This window comes from Streptomyces sp. NPDC050485 (assembly GCF_044458185.1).
In the GTDB taxonomy this organism is placed as follows: Bacteria; Actinomycetota; Actinomycetes; order Streptomycetales; family Streptomycetaceae; genus Streptomyces.
Window position 1 is genome coordinate 14,588 of the sequence record NZ_JBITHR010000027.1, and the last position, 19,652, is coordinate 34,239.

16 protein-coding genes, 5 tRNA genes and 1 pseudogene are annotated in these 19,652 nt (G+C 70.0%); 12 read left to right on the forward strand and 10 right to left on the reverse strand.

All coding sequences use genetic code 11. From position 1 onward, the window contains the following. Nucleotides 1-7: 7 nt before the first annotated feature. The 8 genes from ACIBK6_RS35345 to ACIBK6_RS35380 all read right to left on the reverse strand — a co-directional run bounded on the left by ACIBK6_RS35345 (nucleotide 8) and on the right by ACIBK6_RS35380 (nucleotide 10,598). Nucleotides 8-589: an ATP/GTP-binding protein gene (locus tag ACIBK6_RS35345; RefSeq protein ID WP_014048542.1), complete on the reverse strand. Its 582-nt coding sequence runs from the start codon at nucleotides 587-589 to the stop codon at nucleotides 8-10. After that, nucleotides 570-1,154 (reverse strand): DUF742 domain-containing protein, encoded by a 585-nt coding sequence (locus tag ACIBK6_RS35350; protein WP_399056432.1) that lies wholly within the window; start codon nucleotides 1,152-1,154, stop codon nucleotides 570-572. The genes ACIBK6_RS35345 and ACIBK6_RS35350 overlap by 20 nt, the downstream gene beginning before the upstream one ends. A 118-nt stretch (nucleotides 1,155-1,272) precedes the next feature. Then, a complete protein-coding gene (locus ACIBK6_RS35355) occupies nucleotides 1,273-1,686 on the reverse strand; it encodes a roadblock/LC7 domain-containing protein (RefSeq protein WP_162952516.1) in 414 nt (137 codons plus the stop codon). A 10-nt stretch (nucleotides 1,687-1,696) separates the two neighbouring features. Further along, entirely contained in the window at nucleotides 1,697-4,894 is a 3,198-nt protein-coding gene (locus ACIBK6_RS35360; RefSeq protein ID WP_399056435.1) for a nitrate- and nitrite sensing domain-containing protein, read from the reverse strand. A 343-nt stretch (nucleotides 4,895-5,237) separates the two neighbouring features. Then, a complete protein-coding gene (locus tag ACIBK6_RS35365; protein WP_329462830.1) occupies nucleotides 5,238-5,819 on the reverse strand; it encodes an ATP/GTP-binding protein in 582 nt (193 codons plus the stop codon). After that, the gene (locus ACIBK6_RS35370) at nucleotides 5,800-6,207 is read right to left on the reverse strand and encodes a DUF742 domain-containing protein (protein WP_329462829.1); all 408 of its coding nucleotides are present in this window, start codon (nucleotides 6,205-6,207) and stop codon (nucleotides 5,800-5,802) included. The genes ACIBK6_RS35365 and ACIBK6_RS35370 overlap by 20 nt, the downstream gene beginning before the upstream one ends. A gap of 176 nt (nucleotides 6,208-6,383) precedes the next feature. Then, nucleotides 6,384-6,797 carry a roadblock/LC7 domain-containing protein gene (locus tag ACIBK6_RS35375; protein WP_100577622.1) on the reverse strand — a complete coding sequence of 138 codons (414 nt, stop codon included), beginning with the start codon at nucleotides 6,795-6,797 and terminating at the stop codon, nucleotides 6,384-6,386. A 9-nt stretch (nucleotides 6,798-6,806) separates the two neighbouring features. Beyond that, nucleotides 6,807-10,598, reverse strand: coding sequence for a nitrate- and nitrite sensing domain-containing protein (locus ACIBK6_RS35380; protein ID WP_399056437.1), 3,792 nt, complete (start codon nucleotides 10,596-10,598; stop codon nucleotides 6,807-6,809). Between the two features lie 585 nt (nucleotides 10,599-11,183). Between ACIBK6_RS35380 and ACIBK6_RS35385 the strand changes: the two genes are divergently transcribed. From ACIBK6_RS35385 to gltX, 3 genes are all read left to right on the forward strand, one after another. Then, complete coding sequence (locus tag ACIBK6_RS35385) at nucleotides 11,184-11,372, forward strand: hypothetical protein (RefSeq protein WP_399056439.1); 189 nt, start codon at nucleotides 11,184-11,186, stop codon at nucleotides 11,370-11,372. A 135-nt stretch (nucleotides 11,373-11,507) separates the two neighbouring features. Next, nucleotides 11,508-12,284 (forward strand): fumarylacetoacetate hydrolase family protein, encoded by a 777-nt coding sequence (locus ACIBK6_RS35390; protein WP_399056441.1) that lies wholly within the window; start codon nucleotides 11,508-11,510, stop codon nucleotides 12,282-12,284. Continuing rightward, nucleotides 12,277-13,755, forward strand: coding sequence for a glutamate--tRNA ligase (gene gltX / locus ACIBK6_RS35395; protein WP_399056443.1), 1,479 nt, complete (start codon nucleotides 12,277-12,279; stop codon nucleotides 13,753-13,755). The genes ACIBK6_RS35390 and gltX overlap by 8 nt, the downstream gene beginning before the upstream one ends. Nucleotides 13,756-13,823: 68 nt before the next feature. Here gltX and ACIBK6_RS35400 read toward each other — a convergent pair. Continuing rightward, nucleotides 13,824-14,027, reverse strand: a pseudogene (locus tag ACIBK6_RS35400) (hypothetical protein); the annotation flags it as partial. 252 nt (nucleotides 14,028-14,279) lie between these two features. Between ACIBK6_RS35400 and ACIBK6_RS35405 the strand changes: the two are divergent. From ACIBK6_RS35405 to ACIBK6_RS35435, 7 genes are all read left to right on the forward strand, one after another. Next, the gene (locus ACIBK6_RS35405; RefSeq protein WP_399056446.1) at nucleotides 14,280-14,996 is read left to right on the forward strand and encodes a DUF4241 domain-containing protein; all 717 of its coding nucleotides are present in this window, start codon (nucleotides 14,280-14,282) and stop codon (nucleotides 14,994-14,996) included. A gap of 66 nt (nucleotides 14,997-15,062) precedes the next feature. Continuing rightward, nucleotides 15,063-15,782, forward strand: coding sequence for an HAD family hydrolase (locus ACIBK6_RS35410; RefSeq protein WP_399056448.1), 720 nt, complete (start codon nucleotides 15,063-15,065; stop codon nucleotides 15,780-15,782). A gap of 89 nt (nucleotides 15,783-15,871) precedes the next feature. Then, a tRNA-Gln gene (locus ACIBK6_RS35415) sits at nucleotides 15,872-15,943 on the forward strand. A 21-nt stretch (nucleotides 15,944-15,964) separates the two neighbouring features. Then, nucleotides 15,965-16,037 (forward strand) — tRNA-Glu (locus ACIBK6_RS35420). A gap of 61 nt (nucleotides 16,038-16,098) precedes the next feature. Then, nucleotides 16,099-16,171: transfer RNA gene (locus ACIBK6_RS35425), tRNA-Glu, on the forward strand. A 16-nt stretch (nucleotides 16,172-16,187) separates the two neighbouring features. Further along, a tRNA-Gln gene (locus tag ACIBK6_RS35430) sits at nucleotides 16,188-16,259 on the forward strand. 51 nt (nucleotides 16,260-16,310) lie between these two features. After that, a tRNA-Glu gene (locus ACIBK6_RS35435) sits at nucleotides 16,311-16,383 on the forward strand. A gap of 171 nt (nucleotides 16,384-16,554) precedes the next feature. Here ACIBK6_RS35435 and ndgR read toward each other — a convergent pair. Beyond that, complete coding sequence (ndgR, locus tag ACIBK6_RS35440; RefSeq protein ID WP_005311436.1) at nucleotides 16,555-17,271, reverse strand: IclR family transcriptional regulator NdgR; 717 nt, start codon at nucleotides 17,269-17,271, stop codon at nucleotides 16,555-16,557. Between the two features lie 173 nt (nucleotides 17,272-17,444). Between ndgR and leuC the strand changes: the two genes are divergently transcribed. Both leuC and leuD read left to right on the forward strand, forming a co-directional pair. Beyond that, nucleotides 17,445-18,869 (forward strand): 3-isopropylmalate dehydratase large subunit, encoded by a 1,425-nt coding sequence (gene leuC / locus ACIBK6_RS35445; RefSeq protein WP_399056450.1) that lies wholly within the window; start codon nucleotides 17,445-17,447, stop codon nucleotides 18,867-18,869. Nucleotides 18,870-18,875: 6 nt separating this feature from the next. Next, nucleotides 18,876-19,469 (forward strand): 3-isopropylmalate dehydratase small subunit, encoded by a 594-nt coding sequence (leuD, locus tag ACIBK6_RS35450; protein WP_399056453.1) that lies wholly within the window; start codon nucleotides 18,876-18,878, stop codon nucleotides 19,467-19,469. The last annotated feature ends 183 nt before the right edge of the window (nucleotides 19,470-19,652 follow it).

Sequence of the window (19,652 nt, forward strand, 5' to 3'; positions counted from 1 at the left end):
ACGACGACTACCGCAGGCGGGCCATCAGTGCGTGCTCGACCAGGGTGATGAGCGCGCTCTTGGCGTCCGCGCGGTGCCGGGCGTCCGTCGTGAGGATCGGGGTGTCGGGGCCGATCTGGAGTGCTTCGCGGACTTCGTCGGGGGTGTAGGGCTGGTGTCCGTCGAAGCCGTTGAGTGCGATGACGAAGGGGAGGCCGCTGTTCTCGAAGTAGTCGACGGCGGGGAAGCAGTCGGCGAGGCGGCGGGTGTCGACCAGGACGACGGCGCCGATGGCGCCGCGTACGAGGTCGTCCCACATGAACCAGAAGCGGTCCTGGCCGGGCGTACCGAAGAGGTACAGGATCAGGTCCTGGTCGAGCGTGATGCGGCCGAAGTCCATCGCGACCGTGGTGGTCGTCTTGTCGCCCGTGTGCGTGAGGTCGTCGATGCCCGCGCTCGCGGACGTCATGACGGCCTCGGTACGCAGGGGATTGATCTCCGAGACCGCGCCGACGAACGTGGTCTTGCCCACGCCGAAACCGCCCGCCACCACGATCTTCGCGGAAGTAGTGGAGCGGGCAGCACCGCCGCTAGAGCTTGCGAAGTCCACTGAGCACCCTTTCGAGCAGTGTCACGTCTGGCTGTCCGCCGGCGGACTCGTCGCCGCCGGGCTGGTGGATGGCGACAAGTCCGGCCTCCGCCAGGTCGGCGACGAGGATCCGGGCAACGCCGAGAGGAATGGTGAGGAGTGCCGAGATCTCGGCGACCGACTTGATCTCGCGGCACAGGTGGCAGATCCGCTGGTGCTCGGGCAACTGCCCTTGCAGCCTGGCCGGGTCTGCTGTGGTGCTGACCAGCGCCTCGATGGCGAGCTGGTAGCGCGGCCGGGTCCGGCCGCCGGTCATGGCGTACGGCCGCACCAGGGGATTGTGCTTGCTGCCCGCCGGTGCGGGCTGGGGCGTCTGCCTCGGCTGCACCGTTTCGATCCGGGGCTGCGGCGGCTCGTCGTACGGGCTCGGCTGACGGTGCGGCTGCTGGTACGGCTGTTGCCCGTACTGCCCCTGGCGCTGACCTTGTCTGCCGGGCGCGGAGGGGAAGTTGAAGCGGTTCTGGCCGTGCTCACCCGGAGACTGCTGTCCACCGCTGTACGGGTGCCCGCCTGGGGGTGTTGTCACGTTTCCTCCTCCGACTACCGGCGCCCGTCCCGTGGGGGCCGCGCCACCGCACCTTATGGCGCGGTGGCGAGAAACGCACTGCCTGTCTGCTGATTGAGAACTGATCGGTAACTATTGACTAGTTGAGCAGGCTTCCCTGGAGTTCCGCGCGCAGATCGGGAGTCAGTACACTCCCGGCGCGGTCCACGAGGAGGGCCATCTCGTAACCCACCAGGCCGATATCGGCCTCCGGGTGGGAGAGAACGGCGAGGGAGGAACCGTCGGAGACCGACATGATGAAGAGGAAGCCGCGCTCCATCTCCACCACCGTCTGGTTGACGGCACCGCCCTCGAAGATCCGGGAGGCACCCGCCGTGAGGGACGTCAGACCGGAGGCCACGGCCGCCAGCTGATCGGCCCGGTCCCGGGGAAAGCCTTCGGACATCGCCAGCAGGAGTCCGTCGGCGGAGACCACCACCGTGTGGGACACCCCGGGGGTGTTGTCCACGAAGTTGGTGATCAACCAGTTCAGATTCTGCGCCGCCTGGCTCATCGGGCTCACACTAACGCTCCTGGTTGTAGGTGTTACTTGTGTCCGACCCCGCGTTACGGCCCTGCTGGACACCGCGGCGCAGGTTGCTCAACCTGCCGCGCACGTCCTCCGGAGCGCGGGAGACCTGAGGGCCGCCCTGCGGGGTCTGCTCGGCCGTGCCCTCGACCAGATTGGCCTTGGGCACCCGCCGGGGGAGACCGGAGGGAGTGACCCCGCCGGCCTTCGGCTCGCGGAGCTTCTCGGCCCGCGTCCAGCGCTCGTCGTTGGTCGAGCGCCAGTTGCCCGCCGGTCCGTCCGGCTTCTCGGCCTGCTCCTGCTCGGGCTCGGCCGGCCAGCTCTGCTGGCTGCCGCGCCTCGGCAGACCGGCGTCGGTCAGCTTGTGGGCGGCGGTCGGGCCGGGGCCCGGACGGTCGAAGCCTACGCGCTCCGCGGCCCCCTCGGGACCGCCCCGGGTGTCCGCCGCGGATTCCGCTTCCGGCTGGAAGGGGGCCGCGTACGGCTCCTGGTAGCCGTTCTCCTGCTGCCAGTCGCCTTGCGGCGCCTGGGCGGCGTACGGGGCCTCATAGGCGCTCTGGTCGGCCGTGGGCTGCTGGTAGGAGCCTTCCGGATAGGCAGGTTCCCGGTAGTCGCCCTGAGGCGCGTAGGAGTCCTGCGCGTAGCCGCCGGTGTGCTCGGGAGCGTACTGCTGGTTCTGGTACGAGCCGTCGTAGCCGTTCTGCTGCTGGGGCTCGTACCCGGTGCCGTAGGGCTGCTCCTGGGCGTACTGCTGCTGGTTGTCGTACGAGTCGTCGTACGACGGGGTCTGCTGGGGCTCGATCTCGTCGCGGAACAGCGGGCGTTCGCCGCCCTGCGCCTGGGCCTCCAGGGCCGCGCGGCGCTCCTCGCGCATCAACGAGCGGTTGACCGGGTCGAGTTCACGCGGGTCGAGCTGCTCGCCGCTCTCGTACCGGGAGTCGTCGAAGCCGAGCTCGGCCGCCGTACGGATCGGGGCGGGGACGGGCTCGTACGACTGCTGCTGGCGCTGCTCGGGGATGATCGAGGAGACCGTGAAGTCGTCGCCGAGCGGGGCGCTCTCGCCGCCGCCACCGTGGGTGATGGCGTCCGGGAGCATGACCAGCGAGGTGGTGCCGGCCTGCTCGCCCGAGGGGCGCAGCTGCACGCGGATGCCGTGCCGGTCGGAGAGCCGGCCGACCACGAACAGGCCCATGCGCTGCGAGACGGCGGCGTCCACGGTCGGCGGGTTGGCCAGGCGGTGGTTGATGTCCGCGAAGTCCTCGGCGGTCAGGCCGATGCCCTTGTCGTGGATCTCGACCATCACGCGGCCGTCGGGGAGCCGGGTCGCGGTGACGCGGACCTTGGTCTGCGGCGAGGAGAACGTGGTGGCGTTCTCCAGGAGCTCGGCCAGCAGGTGCACGAGGTCGGTGACGGCCCGGCCGTGGATCTCGGCCTCCGGAACACCGGACAGCTCGATGCGCTCGTACGACTCCACCTCGGAGGAGGCGGCGCGCAGCACGTCGACCAGCGGGACCGGCTGGTCCCAGCGGCGGCCCGGCTCCTCGCCGGCGAGGACCAGGAGGTTCTCGCCGTTGCGGCGCATACGGGTCGCCAGGTGGTCGAGCCGGAAGAGGCTCTCCAGCTGGTCCGGGTCGGCCTCGTTGTTCTCCAGGTCGGTGATGAGGGTCAGCTGGCCCTCGATCAGGGACTGGTTGCGGCGCGACAGGTTGGTGAAGATCGCATTGACGTTCCCGCGCAGCAGCGCCTGCTCGGCGGCGAGCCGGACGGCCTCGCGGTGCACCTGGTCGAAGGCGCGGGCCACCTCGCCGATCTCGTCCGTGGAGTCGATCGGGATCGGCGTGACCCGGGTGTCGACCCGGCCCGGCTCGGTGCGCGAGAGCTGGTCGACGAGCATCGGCAGGCGCTGCTCGGCCACGTCGAAGGCGGCGTTGCGCAGCCGGCGCATCGAGCGGCTCATCTGGCGGGCCACCATGCCGGCCAGGATGAAGGCGGCGAGCAGCGAGACGACGACGATCGCGCCGTTGATGTACGCCGTGGTCTTGGCGTCGTCGGCGATCTGGCCGGCCTCGGTCACGGCCCGGCTGACCAGCTCGTTCTCGACCTGGCTGTACCCGTCGAACTTGGACGTGGCGGCGGCCATCCAGGACTCGGGGGTGATGCCCTCGGTCCTGAGCTGCTTGACGCTCTGGCCCCCGCCGATCGCGGCGGCCATCCCGTTGTAGATCGAGCCGTCGGCCGCCGGGGCGGCACCGATGTGCGGGCCGTCGTCGGCCTGCTGCTTGGCCCCGGGGAAGTCCTGGGCGACCTTGGCGGCGTTGGTGGTCATGACGTCTTTGAGGTGCTGGCTGTCGGCGTCCGTACCACCCGCGTCGAACTCGCCAAGAGCGATGAACTCCAGGTAGTTGTACGAGTTGAACGCCTTGACCTGCATCTGGAAGGTCTTGGGGTCGTCGCTCGGCCGGAGCAGGAGGTGCAGCCCGATGGAACGCTGCAGCGACCCCGCGGACTTGGCCAGGTCGACCGCGTACACCATGCGGCCGTAGCTGGTGATGTTGCCGGTTCCCAGACCGAGCTCGTTGGAGAACGTGCTCAGGTAGTGGGGGATCGCGGTGTAGCCCTCTTCGGTGAGCACCGGGTTCTTGGCCTCGACGCCCTTGACGTAGGCGGTCTTGCGCAGGTCGTCGAGGGTCTTCTCGGCGTCGCGGACCTTGGCCAGGCGGCGCTTGAGGCTCGGCGTGTCCGGCATGCCCTGGACGGCGTCGTTGAACTTGGCGCGGGCGGTGTCTGAGGTGGCGTACGCCTTGCTGATGATGTCGCTGTCGCGCTTGTTCTGCAGCAGGGGTTCGGCGGTGAGGTCGCGCTCGTTGAGCAGGGCCTGGCCGTAGTCGGAGGCGGCGCGCACGATGGTCGCGACCTTCTCGGCGTTCCGGGCGTCGCGCCAGGTGGCTATGGACCCCTTCACCTCGAAGCCGCCCATGACGAGGCCGACCAGTACGGGGATGAGGAGGATCGCGTTCAGCCTGGTGGCCACCCGCCAGTTGCGCGGCGAGAAGCGGCTGCTGCTGCCCGGGGCGTCCTTGCCGGGATCCGGGGCAGAGGAGGTCTGGGGCGCGGGCGCCACCGGCGTGCGCTGCGGCGGGGTGAAGTTGCCCCGCGCCTGCTGCGTCGCGGAGCTCGTCTTGCTTCGCTTCACTCGACCAACAACCTCTCGGAGCCGGCACCTCGATGGTGTGTGCCGCTTTGTGTTTCAGAGCCGTACTACTCGGGAGTTCGCCGAATTCCAGCACGCGAGACGGCTGCCATCCAAACGTGTGGAATCTCAGGTTCCGAGTGGCCAAGGCCTCAGATAAAACGGGCATAAAGAGCGAGCCCCGCCAAATGACGGGGCTGTTGTGTGCGCAGCGACACCGAATGAACGCGGCGGGTTGCGGTGACACGGGAATTCTCTGTCGAAACGTTATGAACACAGGGGCGGATCGTGTCAAAGGACACAGTCCGCCCCCAATTCCTCTACAACAACTGCCGTAGGCGACTACCTACTTGAGGCGGGCCATCAGTGCATGCTCGACCAGTGTGATCAGCGCGCTCTTCGCGTCCGCCCGATGCCGGGCATCGGTGACGATGATCGGAGCGTCCGGACCGATCTGGAGTGCTTCGCGGACTTCGTCGGGGGTGTAGGGCTGGTGTCCGTCGAAGCCGTTGAGTGCGATGACGAAGGGGAGGCCGCTGTTCTCGAAGTAGTCGACGGCGGGGAAGCAGTCGGCGAGGCGGCGGGTGTCGACCAGGACGACGGCGCCGATGGCGCCGCGTACGAGGTCGTCCCACATGAACCAGAAGCGGTCCTGGCCGGGCGTACCGAAGAGGTACAGGATCAGGTCCTGGTCGAGCGTGATGCGGCCGAAGTCCATGGCCACGGTCGTGGTGGTCTTGTCCCCGGTGTGGGTGAGATCGTCGATGCCGGCGGAGGCCGAGGTCATGACGGCCTCGGTGCGCAGCGGGTTGATCTCCGAGACCGCGCCGACGAACGTGGTCTTGCCCACGCCGAAACCGCCCGCCACCACGATCTTCGCGGAAGTAGTGGAGCGGGCAGCACCGCCGCTAGAGCTTGCGAAGTCCACTGAGCACCCTCTCGAGCAGCGTTACGTCCGGCGTGCCGCCGGCCTCTCCATTGCCCGGCTGGTGGATCGCCACCATGCCGGCCTCCGCCAGGTCGGCGACGAGGATCCGGGCGACACCGAGCGGCATCTGCAGCAGCGCGGACACCTCGGCCACCGACTTGACCTCACGGCACAGGTGGCAGATCCGCTGGTGCTCGGGCAGCAGCGTGGCAAGGTGCGCCGGGTCTGCTGTGGTGCTGACCAGCGCCTCGATGGCGAGCTGGTAGCGCGGCCTGGTCCGGCCGCCGGTCATGGCGTACGGACGGACCAGCGGCTGGTCGCCCTCACTGTCGTACGCCGCGTCGTGCAGCGCGCCGTACGAATCGTGTGAGGCGGGTGGCGGGGTCATTGGTTCCTCCGGGCGGCGACAGCAAGGCATCTGCGAGCCGTCTGACAGGGCCGGTGGGGGGCAGGGGTGCGGCCGGGACGGGTATCTGCGTCGTGCGGGGCCGGTCCGCGCCGGAGGGGGCGGCGCTTCGGGCTCCCGACCCCGGCCTCGCGAGCGGCTCGGCCGGGGGTTGGCGGTCAGTGGAGCAGGCTGCCCTGGAGCTCGGCGCGCAGGTCCGGAGTCAGGACGCTGCCCGCTCGGTCGACCAGGAGGGCCATCTCGTAGCCCACCAGGCCGATGTCGCACTCCGGGTGCGCGAGCACGGCCAGGGAGGAACCGTCGGACACGGACATCAGGAAGAGGAAGCCGCGCTCCATCTCCACCACGGTCTGGGCGACGCTGCCGCCCTCGAAGATCCGGGAGGCTCCAGCGGTCAGCGAGGTCAGCCCGGACGCCACGGCGGCCAGCTGGTCGGCGCGGTCGCGCGGGAAGCCTTCGGACATGGCGAGGAGCAGGCCGTCGGCGGAGACCACCACCGTGTGGGACACCCCTGGGGTGTTGTCCACAAAGTTGGTGATCAACCAGTTCAGGTTCTGTGCCGCCTGGCTCATCGGACTCAACTAACGCTCCTGCTGGTGAGTGGGGTCCACGTGGAAGCTGCCGGTTGAGCCGTTGCCGGCCTGCCGGCCCTGCTGGATGCCCCGGCGGAGATTGGTCAGCCGGCCGCGGACGTCGTCCGGCGCCCGGGAGACCTGGGGTCCTGCCTGGTGGTTCTGCTGCTGTGCGGTGCCCGGCACCAGGTTGGCGCGCGGGACCCGCTTGGGCAGTCCGGACGTGGTGACACCGCCGGCGGCGGGCTTGCGGGCCCGCTCGGCCTGGCGGACCAGATCGTCGTTCGGCGAACTGCGCCAGGCACCGGTGCCGCCAGAGCCGTCCGAGCCGTTCGCGGCGCCGCTCTCGCGGACCGGGCGGCGCTCGGCGGGCTGCTGCCGCGGCTCGGCCGTCCTGCCCTGCGGGGCCCGCTGCTGCGGAGCCTGGGGCGCCTGCGGTGCGCCCTGCTGCGGAGGCTGAGCGCCCTGCTGGCCCTGCTGCTGGAACCAGTTGGTCTCCAGCGTGTCGTACAGCGGGGTGCGCCCGTCACCGGCACCGGCCGGCGGCAGCGCCTCGTGCTGCGGCTGCGCCGGCAGGCTCGCGGCGGGCCGGCGCGGGGCACCGAAGTCGTCGCGCTGACGCGGGGCGCCCGGACCGAAGTCCTGGCCCTGCTGGGGCGCCTGCTGCTGGTACTGCTGCGGCGCGGGCGGCCGGGGCGCGTTGAAGTCCGGGCGGGCGAACTCGGAGGTAGCCGCGGGGCCCTGGAGCTCATCGGCGGCGGGGCGCCCGTACTGACCGGTGTCGCCACCCTGGCCGGGCCGGGGGAACTGGCCGGTGCTGGACGGGTCCTGGCCGGGACGCGCGAACTGGCCGGTGTTGGACGGGTCTTGGCCGGGACGCGCGAACTGGCCGGTGTTCGAGGACTGGTCGCCGTACCCGTTGTAGGCACCCGGGCGCTCGAACTGCCCGGTCGCCGAGGGGTCCTGCGCGGCCGGCGCGCCGAACACGTCGGGGCGTACGAACGGGCCGGTCGTCGCGGACTGGTCCTGGCCGGTGCCCGGCGGGGGACCGTCGAAGTCGGGGCGGGCGAACTCGGCGGTCGAGCCCGGACCCTGGCGGTCGTCGAGCGCGGGACGCGGGTACTGGCCGGTGTGCTGCTCCGGCTCCTCGTGGCCGCGCGGCGCGTCAAGCGCCGAACCCGGCCCCGCGGGCCGGTCGTTGCCCCAGCTCGCGGCCTGCGGCCGGGCGGGCTGCTGCGGGTTGCCGCCGGGCAGCTCGGCGCGCGGGGCGCCGGGCGGCGGGGTGATCGGACGGTCGCCGCGGCGCGGCGCGGCCGGGGGAGCGGCCGGGTTGCCGCCGAAGGCGGACTGCTGGCCCTGCTGCGGTCCTTGCTGCTGGCCCGGCTGGCCCTGCTGCGGGCCGCCGCTGCGGGGCGGCAGCGCGGCGCGCGGTCCCGTACCACCGGTGACCTGGCCGCGCGGAGCACCCGCGGCGAGCCGGCCGCCGGGGGCACCCGGGCCGCCGCCGAGCGGGCCCGCGGCGAGCCCGGCACGCGAGGGCGGACCGCCCGCGAGACCGGGACGGCCGCCCTGGCCGGCCGGGACCTGCGGCTGCTGGACACCCGCCTTGCTGGGCACCTTCTTGCCGCCCTGGGCGACATCGACGGGCAGCATGACGAGCGCTGTCGTACCGCCGGAGTCGGAGGGGCGCAGCTGGATGCGGATGCCGTGTCGCAGGGACAGGCGGCCGACCACGAACAGACCCATGCGGCGCGAGACCGAGACGTCCACGGTGGGCGGCGACGCGAGCCGCTCGTTGATCGCGGCGAGGTCCTCGGGGGAGAGGCCGATGCCGGTGTCGTGGATCTCGACCAGCACGCGGCCGTCGGGCAGCGCGTGACCGGTGACGCGGACCTTGGTCTGCGGCGAGGAGAACGAGGTCGCGTTCTCCAGGAGCTCGGCGAGGAGGTGCACGAGGTCGTTGACCACGCGTCCGGCGACCTCGGTCGCGGGCACGGCGGCCAGTTCGATGCGCTCGTACTGCTCCACCTCGGAGGCGGCGGCGCGGAGCACGTCGACCAGCGGGACCGGGCGGGTCCAGCGGCGGCCGGGCTCCTCACCGGCGAGGACGAGGAGGTTCTCACCGTTACGGCGCATGCGGGTCGCGAGGTGGTCGAGCTTGAACAGCGAGGACAGCTGGTCCGGGTCGGCCTCGCGGGACTCCAGCTCGGAGATGAGCGAGAGCTGACGCTGGATCAGACCCTGCGAGCGGCGCGAGAGGTTGGTGAACATCGCGTTGACGTTTCCTCGCAGCAGCGCCTGCTCGGCGGCGAGTCGTACGGCCTCGCGGTGTACGTCGTCGAAGGCCGCGGCCACCTGGCCGATCTCGTCCCGGGAGTGCACGCCGACCGACTCCACCGAGGTGTCGACGTCCTGCGGGTCCGACTCCGAGAGCTGCTTGACGAGCTCGGGCAGGCGGTCCTGGGCGACCCGGGTCGCGGTGTCCTGCAGGCGCCGCAGCGAGCGGATCATGGAGCGGGACACGACGAAGGCGCCGACCAGCGAGACGCCGAGGACGATGAGGATCAGCGCACCGTTGAGGATCGCGTCCTGCTGCGAGGAGTCGCGCAGATCGCGCGCCTTCTGCTCCATCTCGCCGAGCAGGGTCTGCTCGATGGTCTTCATCTGGTTGATCTTGTTGGAGTCCTGGTCGTACCAGTCGAGGTACGAGCGCCGCTGCTCCTGGTTGATGCCGCCGGTGTTCTTGAGCACGCGCTGTGAGTACGCGTTGGCGGCGGTGATCTCCGAGTTGCCCTTGTCGAGCGGGGCCATCAGCTCGGTGGAGTTGCCGCCGTTGGCCTCGTACACGTTCTGGAACGAGGCGAGGTCCTGGCGCTCGCCGTCCTGCGCGGCCTTGGCGTAGAGGCGGTCGGGCTCCAGGAGGTTGCCGGGCTTGTCCTTCGTGGCCGGCAGCGCGGCGGCGATGATCGCGCGCTGGACCGAGGCGTACTCCTTGGCGGAGGAGAAGGCCGCAAGCGCACGGGTCCGCTTGATCATCTCCGGGTTGGAGGTGGCCTGCGCCATGTCCTGGGAGAGGCTGAGCAGGCCGCGGATGAGACGGCTGTAGGACTCGACCGTCTGGGAGTTGGTGGAGCCGTCCTTGTACGCGGTCCGGCGGATGTTCTCCAGGTCCTGGAGCTGGATCGCGATGTTGGTGACGTTGCGCCGGATCGATTCCAGCGCGGCGTCGTTCTCCGTGCCGCTGACGGCCTGGGTCGCGCTCATGAACGACTTCTTGACCAGGTCGGTGGCCGAGCGGTCGGTCTGGACGCGGGCGTCGGAGGTCTGCGTGGAGAGCGGGCCCGCCGAGTCGTCGCGCTCGGTCTGGAGCGCGGCGGCGAGCTCGGTCGCCTGCTTGGTCATGTCGGTGAGCAGCTGCATGTGGTCGAGCTGCTGCATGTCGTTCATCGACTGGTTGATGCGCAGCCCGCCCAGGGTGGTCGCGGCGACCACGGGGAGGGCGAGCAGGGCGACCAGACGGGTCGAGATGCGCCAGTTGCGCAGGGCTATTCGGGAGCCGGTGTCGACGGGGCCCGTCGGCTTCTGGGCAGCCTTCGGCTCCTCGCCGCCGGTGGGGCCGGAAGGCCCGCCGGTGCGCGCCGTCGGACCGCTCGCGTCACTGGCCGGCGAGCCGGCCGGGTTCTCGGGGCCCCGGGGGTTCTGGGCGTGCTGGGGCGAGGAACTGGCTGTTCTGGGGCCAGTCCCGCCCTGCGGCTCCTGCTCCGCCGCAGCGCTGCCATCCCTCTTGAAACGTCCCTGCACTAGCGTCGCAACCTCTGGACCAGGCGTCCCCCCGCGTAGACGGATGGGACGGTGTCGGCGTCATCTGGGGGCACTGCGCGCCCCCTGTGTGGTCTGAGTGACCGGCGCTTGTCCTGCTCCCCCTCCCGCCGCTCACCGGCGCTGCGTTGCGCCCCTGCGCGCCGGTCCGGTCAGTGACCCGCGGCGGTGCGTGGAATTCCAGCACAGTGCCGGATCTCCAACAAGGCCCGCGTACCGGGCTGTGACCTGGGTGACACATTGTGATGAGCGCGTCACGAGACGTAGAAAGTGATCACGGAGAAAGCGGACGTTTGCGTACGAGTCGCTTACGGGTGGGGGGTGTCCCAGTCGCGATGATCAGGAGCGGAATGAAAGGTTCAGTACTGGAATGTCCGTTCCTGGATGGTCAGTTGACGGACCGCTATATCCCTTTTGTGGCTTGATTCGTGAGGAAACTCACACATTGATCGTCGTCTCTCGAACCCTTTGCCGGGAATTCGAATGTTTAGCCTGGCGCTTTACAGGGATGGCCAATCCGACAACCGGCGCCCCCGCGCGCCCGTACCGACAGGGTCCGTAGCAGAGATGAAGACGACGATGATCATCCGCAACATAGCCAACCCGCGCCGCACCACCCTCGCGCACCTCGCGGACGCCGAGGATCTGCAGCGGGCGCCCCAGCCGGAGCACACCGTCGAGCTGCCCGCCCAGACGGCCAACCCGCGCCGCACCATCCTGATGGAAGCCCCCGCCGAGGCCGCCGCCGCGCACTGACCGCCCGGCCCGGACCGCGGCCCGCCGCAGGTCGCGCCGCGGAGTAATCGCACAGCCGGTGCCCCCGCCCGCGTTAGCCTGGAGCGTCAGACTCCGGCCAGTACCAGCTAAGCGAAGTGAGGGGCGACAGCACTCGTGCGCATCGCCAGGTTCTCCATCGACGGCAATGTCGCCTTCGGAGCCGTCGAGGGCGAAGGCCCCGACGGTCTCGTACTCGACATCATCAAGGGCATCCCGTACGGCGACTTCGAGCTCAGCGGCACCAAGGTCCCGCTGAGCAAGGTCCGCCTCCTGCCGCCCGTGCTCCCCAACAAGGTCGTGGCCATCGGCCGCAACTACGCGGAGCACGCGAAGGAGCTCGGCAACGAGGTCCCTGAGGTGCCGGTCGCCTTCTTCAAGCCGACCACCTCGGTGATCGGCTCCGGGGACGCCATCGAGTACCCCTCCTTCTCCAACGAGCTGCACCACGAGGCCGAGCTCGCGGTCGTCATCGGCCGGATGTGCCGCGAGGTCCCGCGCGAGCGCGTCAAGGACGTCATCTTCGGCTACACCTGCGCCAACGACGTCACCGCCCGCGACGCCCAGCAGCGCGAGAAGCAGTGGGCCCGGGCCAAGGGCTTCGACACCTCGTGCCCGCTCGGCCCCTGGGTGGAGACCGACCTTGACCCGGCGGACCTCACCATCCAGGCGACCGTCAACGGTCAGCAGCGCCAGCTGGGCCGCACCAGCGACATGATCCGCTCCATCGAGGACCTGGTCGTCCACATCACCGAGGCCATGACGCTGCTCCCGGGCGACGTCATCCTCACCGGCACCCCCGCCGGGGTCGGCCCCCTCAACGTCGGCGACGAAGTCGCCGTCACCATCGAAGGCATCGGCACTCTCACCAACAAGGTGATCAAGCGTGGCTAACGCGACTCCCGTACGCGTACGGTTCTGTCCCTCCCCGACCGGCAACCCCCACGTGGGCCTGGTCAGGACCGCCCTGTTCAACTGGGCGTTCGCCCGGCACCACGGCGGCACCTTCGTCTTCCGCATCGAAGACACCGACGCGGCGCGCGACTCGGAGGAGTCGTACAAGCAGCTGCTCGACTCGATGCGCTGGCTGGGCTTCACCTGGGACGAGGGCCCGGAGATCGGCGGCCCGCACGCGCCCTACCGCCAGTCGCAGCGCATGGACATCTACCAGGACGTCGCCGAGAAGCTGCTCGCCGGCGGCTACGCGTACCCCTGCTACTGCACCACCGAGGAGCTGGACGCCCGCCGCGAGGCGGCCCGCGCCGCCGGCAAGCCGTCCGGCTACGACGGCCACTGCCGCGAGCTGAGCGCCGAGCAGAAGCAGGCGTACGAGGCCGAGGGCCGCAGCCACGTCGTCCGCTTCCGGATGCCGGACGAGGCGACCACCTTCACGGACCTGGTCCGCGGCGAGATCACCGTCCAGGCGGAGAACGTCACCGACTACGGCATCGTCCGCGCGAACGGCGCCCCGCTCTACACGCTCGTCAACCCGGTCGACGACGCCCTGATGGAGATCACCCACGTCCTGCGCGGCGAGGACCTGCTCTCCTCTACCCCGCGCCAGATCGCGCTCTACAAGGCGCTGATCGAGCTGGGCGTGGCCAAGGACATCCCGTCCTTCGGGCACCTCCCGTACGTCATGGGCGAGGGCAACAAGAAGCTCTCCAAGCGCGACCCGCAGGCGTCCCTGAACATCTACCGCGAGCGCGGCTTCCTGCCCGAGGGCCTCCTCAACTACCTCTCCCTGCTCGGCTGGTCGTTCTCGGCCGACCAGGACGTCTTCTCGATCTCCGAGATGGTGCAGAAGTTCGAGATCGGCGACGTCAACGCCAACCCGGCGCGCTTCGACCTGAAGAAGGCCGAGTCCATCAACGCGGACCACATCCGCCTCCTTGACGGGAAGGCGTTCGCGGCGGCCTGCGAGCCCTGGCTGACGGCCCCGCACGCCAACTGGGCCCCCGAGGACTTCGACCGGGCGGCGTGGGAGGCCATCGCCCCGCACGCCCAGACCCGCGTGACGGTCCTCTCCGACATCACGGCCAACGTCGACTTCCTGTTCCGCGCCGAGCCCGTCGAGGACGAGGCGTCCTGGACGAAGGCCATGAAGGAGGGCTCCGACGCGCTCCTGCGCACCGCGAAGGAGAAGCTGTCGGCGGCGGACTGGACGTCGCCGGAGTCCCTGAAGAACGCGGTCCTGGCGGCGGGCGAGGAGCACGGCCTGAAGCTGGGCAAGGCCCAGGCCCCGGTCCGCGTGGCCGTAACCGGCCGCACGGTCGGCCTCCCCCTCTTCGAGTCCCTGGAAATCCTGGGCAAGGAGAAGACCCTGGCGAGGATCGACGCGGCGCTGTCGAAGCTGGCGGCGTAGGCGTTCGGACGCACGTGACGTCCGTACGCACGTGACTGAGGGGCGGCAGCCGCATCGGCTGCCGCCCCTCAAGCCGTTGCCGCCCTCACACCGTTCCGGCCTCGGCCCAGCCGGTCGGCGAGCAGGGCGAGCCAGGCGCCGGGGGAGTAGCGGGCAGGGGGATCCACTTCCATGCCCAACTCGGCGACGGCGAGGGCGTATTGGGACTCGTCCAGGTCAAGGGTAACCAGCTCGTGCGGCTGCCCGACAGCTCTGGCGGCGAGTGACCGGTCCGTGGTCCGTCGGGCGTCCTGAGGTCCGGATCACTCTGCATGCCGCCCACCCTGGCGGCTTATCACCCTGTGGTCCTCAACCTTGCTCAAGCACCCTGACAACAGGCTTCAGCGGTACGGAAGTTGCATCTGTGACAGATGTGATGGCCGGGCGGCGTCGCCCCGGACGGCGTTGTCAGTGCCCCGAGTTATGTTTTCTGGCAGCGCAGAGAGCAACGGACAACAGCCGCACACCTTCCCGGGGAGACCCTCATGCCCATGCCCGCCCCCGACTTCTCCTGGCACTTCACTCCGGGCAACACCTTCACGGAGGAGTCCGGCACCACCGGCACGCTGTCCGTGGCGGCCGGCGGGGAGTTGTGGCTGCACACCGGGCGGGTCATCGCCTGCGATCCGTTCGTCTCGCTCGGATTCGGCGAGGCCGAGCCGTTCACGGCCGGCGTCGAGCCTGGGCGGTACCGCGTGGACGCGGCGGTGGCCACGCTCGTGCGGCCGGGGGAGCCCGAGCCGGACACCCCGCACCTGCGGGTGGCCGCCGCGCGGCTCGTCATCAAGGACGCCCCCACCGTCTCCTGGGAGCTCGCGCTCCAGCCCGGCCAGGACCTCGCCGAGCTCGACGACGACGAGTTCTTCGGGTACGGCGTCGACGCGGGCACCGGCTGCTTCTACGACGCCGGGTCCGACGGGTCCTTCCCCGACTGCGAGGGCGACGAGGGGCCGCTCTGGGACGCCTTCGACACCGTCCCGCCGTCCCCGGGTCCGCACACCGTGACCGACCCCGCCTCGGGCCACAACCTGATCGCGTTCACCTCCGGTTGGGGCGACGGTGCCTATCCGACCTGGATAGGCCGCGACGAGGCCGGCGCGATCACCTGCTTCGTCACCGACTTCTTCGTCGTCCCGGCCGAGGCGCTCCCGGCCGAGGCATCCACGGCCACGGCGCACGCCGACGAGGCGCTCACGCCCTGAGACCGCCCCGTTCGCGCTGTCCGCGAATGCCGTCCGCCGCCCGGGCGCACGGCCTAAGCTCGAAGCATGGCCATCCGCGCCGTCCTCTGGGACATCGACGACACGATCTTCGACTACGCCACGGCCTCCCGCTCCGGCATGCGCGCGCACCTCGCCATCGAGGGCCTGCCCCGTGCGTACGACTCCCTGGAGGCGGCGCTCGACAGCTGGGACGAGGTCACCGCGTACCACTGGGCGCGGTTCTCGGCCGGGGAGACCGACTGGCACGGGCAGCGGCGCGACCGGGTGCGGTCCTTCCTGGGCGAGGGCATGAGCGACGAGGACGCCGACGCCTGGTTCGAGCGGCACATCGCGCACTACGAAGCCGCCTGGAGCCTCTTCCCGGACACCCTGCCCGTCCTGGACGTACTCGCCGACGAGTACCGGCACGCCATCCTGTCCAACTCCTCCCTCCACAACCAGGAGCGGAAGCTCCGCATCCTGGGCGTGCGCGACCGCTTCGAGGCGCTGCTGTGCGCCGCCGAACTGGGCATCGCCAAACCGGAGGCGGCCGCCTTCCACGCCGGGTGCGAGGCGCTCGGGCTGCCCCCGGGAGAAGTCGTATACGTCGGCGACCAACCGGACATCGACGCTCGCGGGGCGGTCGAGGCGGGGCTCAAGGGGGTCTGGCTCGACCGGTCCGGGACCGGCGGACGGCCCGAGCTCATCCGCATCACCGGGCTCGACCAGCTCCCCGACCTCCTGCGTCTCGATACCCGTTTTGGAGCGCCGGACACCTTCGGGTAATGTTCTTCCTGCGCCGAGGGGAGCGGGAGAAAAAGCCCGGAACCGAAAGCGCAAGCCGAGCAAAACCCCCGACGGGAGTTGCGCTTTGGTGGGCTATGGTGTAATTGGCAGCACGACGGTTTCTGGTTCCGTTAGTCTAGGTTCGAGTCCTGGTAGCCCAGCTCGCAGAGCTTTTCTGCAACGCCCCCGTTGTGTAGCGGCCTAGCACGCCGCCCTCTCAAGGCGGTAGCGCCGGTTCGAATCCGGTCGGGGGTACAGATCCTTCCCGCAGGATCACCAGGGTCGCACCCGGTGGACCTGATGCAGGATCGCTAGGGCCCCCGTTGTGTAGCGGCCTAGCACGCCGCCCTCTCAAGGCGGTAGCGCCGGTTCGAATCCGGTCGGGGGTACTGGTCTAAACCACCATGGGCTATGGTGTAATTGGCAACACTACGGTTTCTGGTACCGTCATTCTAGGTTCGAGTCCTGGTAGCCCAGCGGGTCATTACAAGATCCTGGATCTTCATCGAAGGTCCGAAAAGCAGGCAGGCCCCCGTTGTGTAGCGGCCTAGCACGCCGCCCTCTCAAGGCGGTAGCGCCGGTTCGAATCCGGTCGGGGGTACGCACAGAGAATTGGCCCTCCGCATCATGCGGAGGGCCTTTTCGTGTGCCCTGCGCCGGAGTGCCGCGCCATCAACTCCCGGCCCGGCGCGAGCGGTTGAGCGGGCCCGGACACACCTGCGGCCCACCGCTGCGGCGTTGAAGCGGTGGGCCGGCAAGTGGCAGTAGGGACTCAGCCGTTGCGGCGCAGCGCCTCGGACAGGCGCGCGGCGGCGTCGATGACCGCCTGGGCGTGCATCCGGCCCGGATGCCGGGTCAGACGCTCGATGGGACCGGAGACCGATACGGCGGCCACCACCCGGTTCGACGGGCCGCGCACCGGCGCCGACACCGAGGCCACGCCCGGCTCGCGCTCGCCGATCGACTGGGCCCAGCCCCTGCGGCGTACCCCGGAAAGGGCCGTCGCCGTGAAGCGGGCGCCCTGCAGGCCGCGGTGCAGGCGCTCGGGCTCCTCCCAGGCCATCAGGATCTGGGCGGAGGAGCCGGCCTTCATCGTCAGCGTGGAGCCGACCGGGACGGTGTCGCGCAGGCCGGAGAGGCGCTCGGCGGCCGCCACGCAGATCCGCATGTCGCCCTGCCGGCGATAGAGCTGGGCGCTCTCGCCCGTCACATCGCGCAGATGCGTCAGTACGGGCCCGGCCGTGGCCAGCAGGCGGTCCTCGCCGGCGGCCGCCGCGAGCTCCGCGAGCCGGGGGCCGAGAATGAAACGGCCCTGCATGTCCCGCGCCACCATCCGGTGGTGTTCCAGTGCCACGGCGAGGCGGTGTGCCGTGGGTCGTGCGAGCCCAGTGGCCGCGACCAGACCTGCGAGGGTGGCCGGACCGGACTCCAGAGCGCTCAAGACAAGGGCAGCCTTGTCCAGAACGCCGACGCCGCTAGAGTTGTCCATGCAACGATATTCGCGTCTCACTCTGTGAAACGCAAGTTCAATTTTCTCCGGAAGTCGTCAAGCTGTACTGGCGATCCGTACAACGGATCCGGCTCTCGCCCGGGGCGTGCGGTACGGGCATGGGCAATCGGTCTCTAGAAGTGCCGGCGAAGACGCCGGCCGGAGGGAAGGCGATGGGTAGGACACTCGCGGAGAAGGTCTGGGACGACCATGTCGTCAGGCGCGCCGAGGGCGAGCCGGACCTGCTCTTCATCGATCTGCACCTGCTGCACGAGGTGACCAGCCCGCAGGCCTTCGACGGACTGCGCAAGAGCGGCCGCCAGGTGCGCAGGCTGGACCTCACCATCGCCACCGAGGACCACAACACCCCGACCATCGACATCGACAAGCCGATCGCGGACCCGGTTTCGCGGGTCCAGCTGGAGACGCTGCGCAAGAACTGCGCCGAGTTCGGGGTGCGGCTGCACCCGCTGGGCGACGTCGAGCAGGGTGTTGTCCACGTGGTGGGACCGCAGCTGGGCCTGACCCAGCCCGGCACCACCGTGGTCTGCGGCGACTCGCACACCTCCACGCACGGCGCGTTCGGCGCGCTGGCGTTCGGCATCGGCACCAGCCAGGTCGAGCACGTCCTGGCCACCCAGACGCTGCCGCTGGCCCCCTTCAAGACCATGGCCATCACCGTGGAGGGCGAGCTGCCCGAGGGCGTGACCGCCAAGGACCTGATCCTCGCCATCATCGCGCGGATCGGCACCGGCGGCGGCCAGGGCTACGTCCTGGAGTACCGCGGCTCCGCCATCGAGCAGCTGTCGATGGAAGCCCGCATGACCATCTGCAACATGTCGATCGAGGCCGGTGCCCGCGCGGGCATGATCGCCCCGGACCGGACCACGTTCGACTACCTGGAAGGCCGCGCGCACGCCCCCAAGGGCGCGGACTGGGACGCGGCGGTCGCGTACTGGGAGACGCTGAAGACGGACGAGGACGCGGTCTTCGACGCCGAGGTCGTCATCAGGGCGGACGAGCTCTCGCCGTTCGTCACCTGGGGCACCAACCCCGGCCAGGGCGCCCCGCTGTCGGCGAAGGTCCCCGACCCGGCTTCGTACGAGGACGCTTCGGAGCGCCTGGCCGCCGAAAAGGCCCTGGAATACATGGGGTTGACCGCCGGGCAGCCGCTGCGCGACATCAACGTCGACACCGTCTTCGTAGGTTCATGCACCAACGGCCGCATCGAGGACCTGCGCAACGCGGCCGCCGTCATCGAGGGCCGCAAAGTCGCCGACGGCGTACGGATGCTGGTCGTCCCGGGCTCGGTCCGGGTCGCCCTGCAGGCCATGGACGAGGGCCTGGACAAGGTGTTCACCGCCGCCGGCGCCGAATGGCGGCACGCGGGCTGCTCGATGTGCCTGGGCATGAACCCGGACCAGCTGGCCCCCGGTGAGCGCTCCGCGTCCACCTCCAACCGCAACTTCGAGGGCAGGCAGGGCAAGGGCGGCCGCACCCACCTGGTTTCGCCGCAGGTCGCCGCCGCGACCGCGGTCCTCGGCCACCTTGGCTCGCCCGCCGACCTGTCCGACGCCCGCACCCCCGTGGAGGCCTGACAAATCATGGAAGCTTTCACCACGCACACCGGCCGGGCCGTACCGCTGCGCCGCTCCAACGTCGACACCGACCAGATCATCCCGGCCCACTGGCTGAAGAAGGTCACCCGGGACGGCTTCGAGGACGGGCTCTTCGAGGCCTGGCGCAAGGACTCCGAGTTCATCCTGAACAAGCCCGAGCGCAAGGGCGCCACGGTTTTGGTGGCAGGACCCGACTTCGGCACCGGCTCCTCCCGCGAGCACGCCGTGTGGGCACTGCAGAACTACGGCTTCAAAACCGTCATCTCGTCCCGCTTCGCCGACATCTTCCGGGGCAACTCGCTGAAGAACGGGCTGCTCACGGTCGTTCTCGACCAGAAAGTCGTGGACGCGCTGTGGGAGCTGACCGAGCGCGACCCGAGTGCCGAAATCACCGTTGACCTGCAGGACCGCCAGGTTCGCGCGGAAGGCGTCACGGCCGACTTCGAACTCGACGAGAACGCCCGCTGGCGGCTCCTGAACGGCCTGGACGACATCTCGATCACGCTCCAGAACGAGCCCGACATCGCCACCTACGAGGCCCGCCGACCCGCCTTCAAGCCCAGCACGATCCAGGCCTGAACCGCGTATTGACCCCCCTTCGGCTGCATCGCGCCCCCTGATTCCGGGATTGATTTCCGGGCAGGGGGCGCGTCGCGTTTTGGGCTCCGGGGGTGACGTCAACTAGCCTTGTGCACAGGGCAGATGGCCGGATAGTCGCTTGCGCGATCGGGGGTGCGTACGGACCTCCAGGAGTGGCTGGAT

What these genes read in the sequence shown, in the direction of transcription:
- leuC (WP_399056450.1), top strand. Translation starts at nt 17,445, where the DNA reads ATGGGTAGGACACTCGCGGAGAAGGTCTGGGACGACCATGTCGTCAGG.
- ACIBK6_RS35375 (WP_100577622.1), bottom strand. Translation starts at nt 6,797, where the DNA reads ATGAGCCAGGCGGCACAGAACCTGAACTGGTTGATCACCAACTTTGTG.
- ACIBK6_RS35370 (WP_329462829.1), bottom strand. Translation starts at nt 6,207, where the DNA reads ATGACCCCGCCACCCGCCTCACACGATTCGTACGGCGCGCTGCACGAC.
- leuD (WP_399056453.1), top strand. Translation starts at nt 18,876, where the DNA reads ATGGAAGCTTTCACCACGCACACCGGCCGGGCCGTACCGCTGCGCCGC.
- ndgR (WP_005311436.1), bottom strand. Translation starts at nt 17,271, where the DNA reads ATGGACAACTCTAGCGGCGTCGGCGTTCTGGACAAGGCTGCCCTTGTC.
- ACIBK6_RS35405 (WP_399056446.1), top strand. Translation starts at nt 14,280, where the DNA reads ATGCCCATGCCCGCCCCCGACTTCTCCTGGCACTTCACTCCGGGCAAC.
- ACIBK6_RS35355 (WP_162952516.1), bottom strand. Translation starts at nt 1,686, where the DNA reads ATGAGCCAGGCGGCGCAGAATCTGAACTGGTTGATCACCAACTTCGTG.
- ACIBK6_RS35410 (WP_399056448.1), top strand. Translation starts at nt 15,063, where the DNA reads ATGGCCATCCGCGCCGTCCTCTGGGACATCGACGACACGATCTTCGAC.
- ACIBK6_RS35385 (WP_399056439.1), top strand. Translation starts at nt 11,184, where the DNA reads ATGAAGACGACGATGATCATCCGCAACATAGCCAACCCGCGCCGCACC.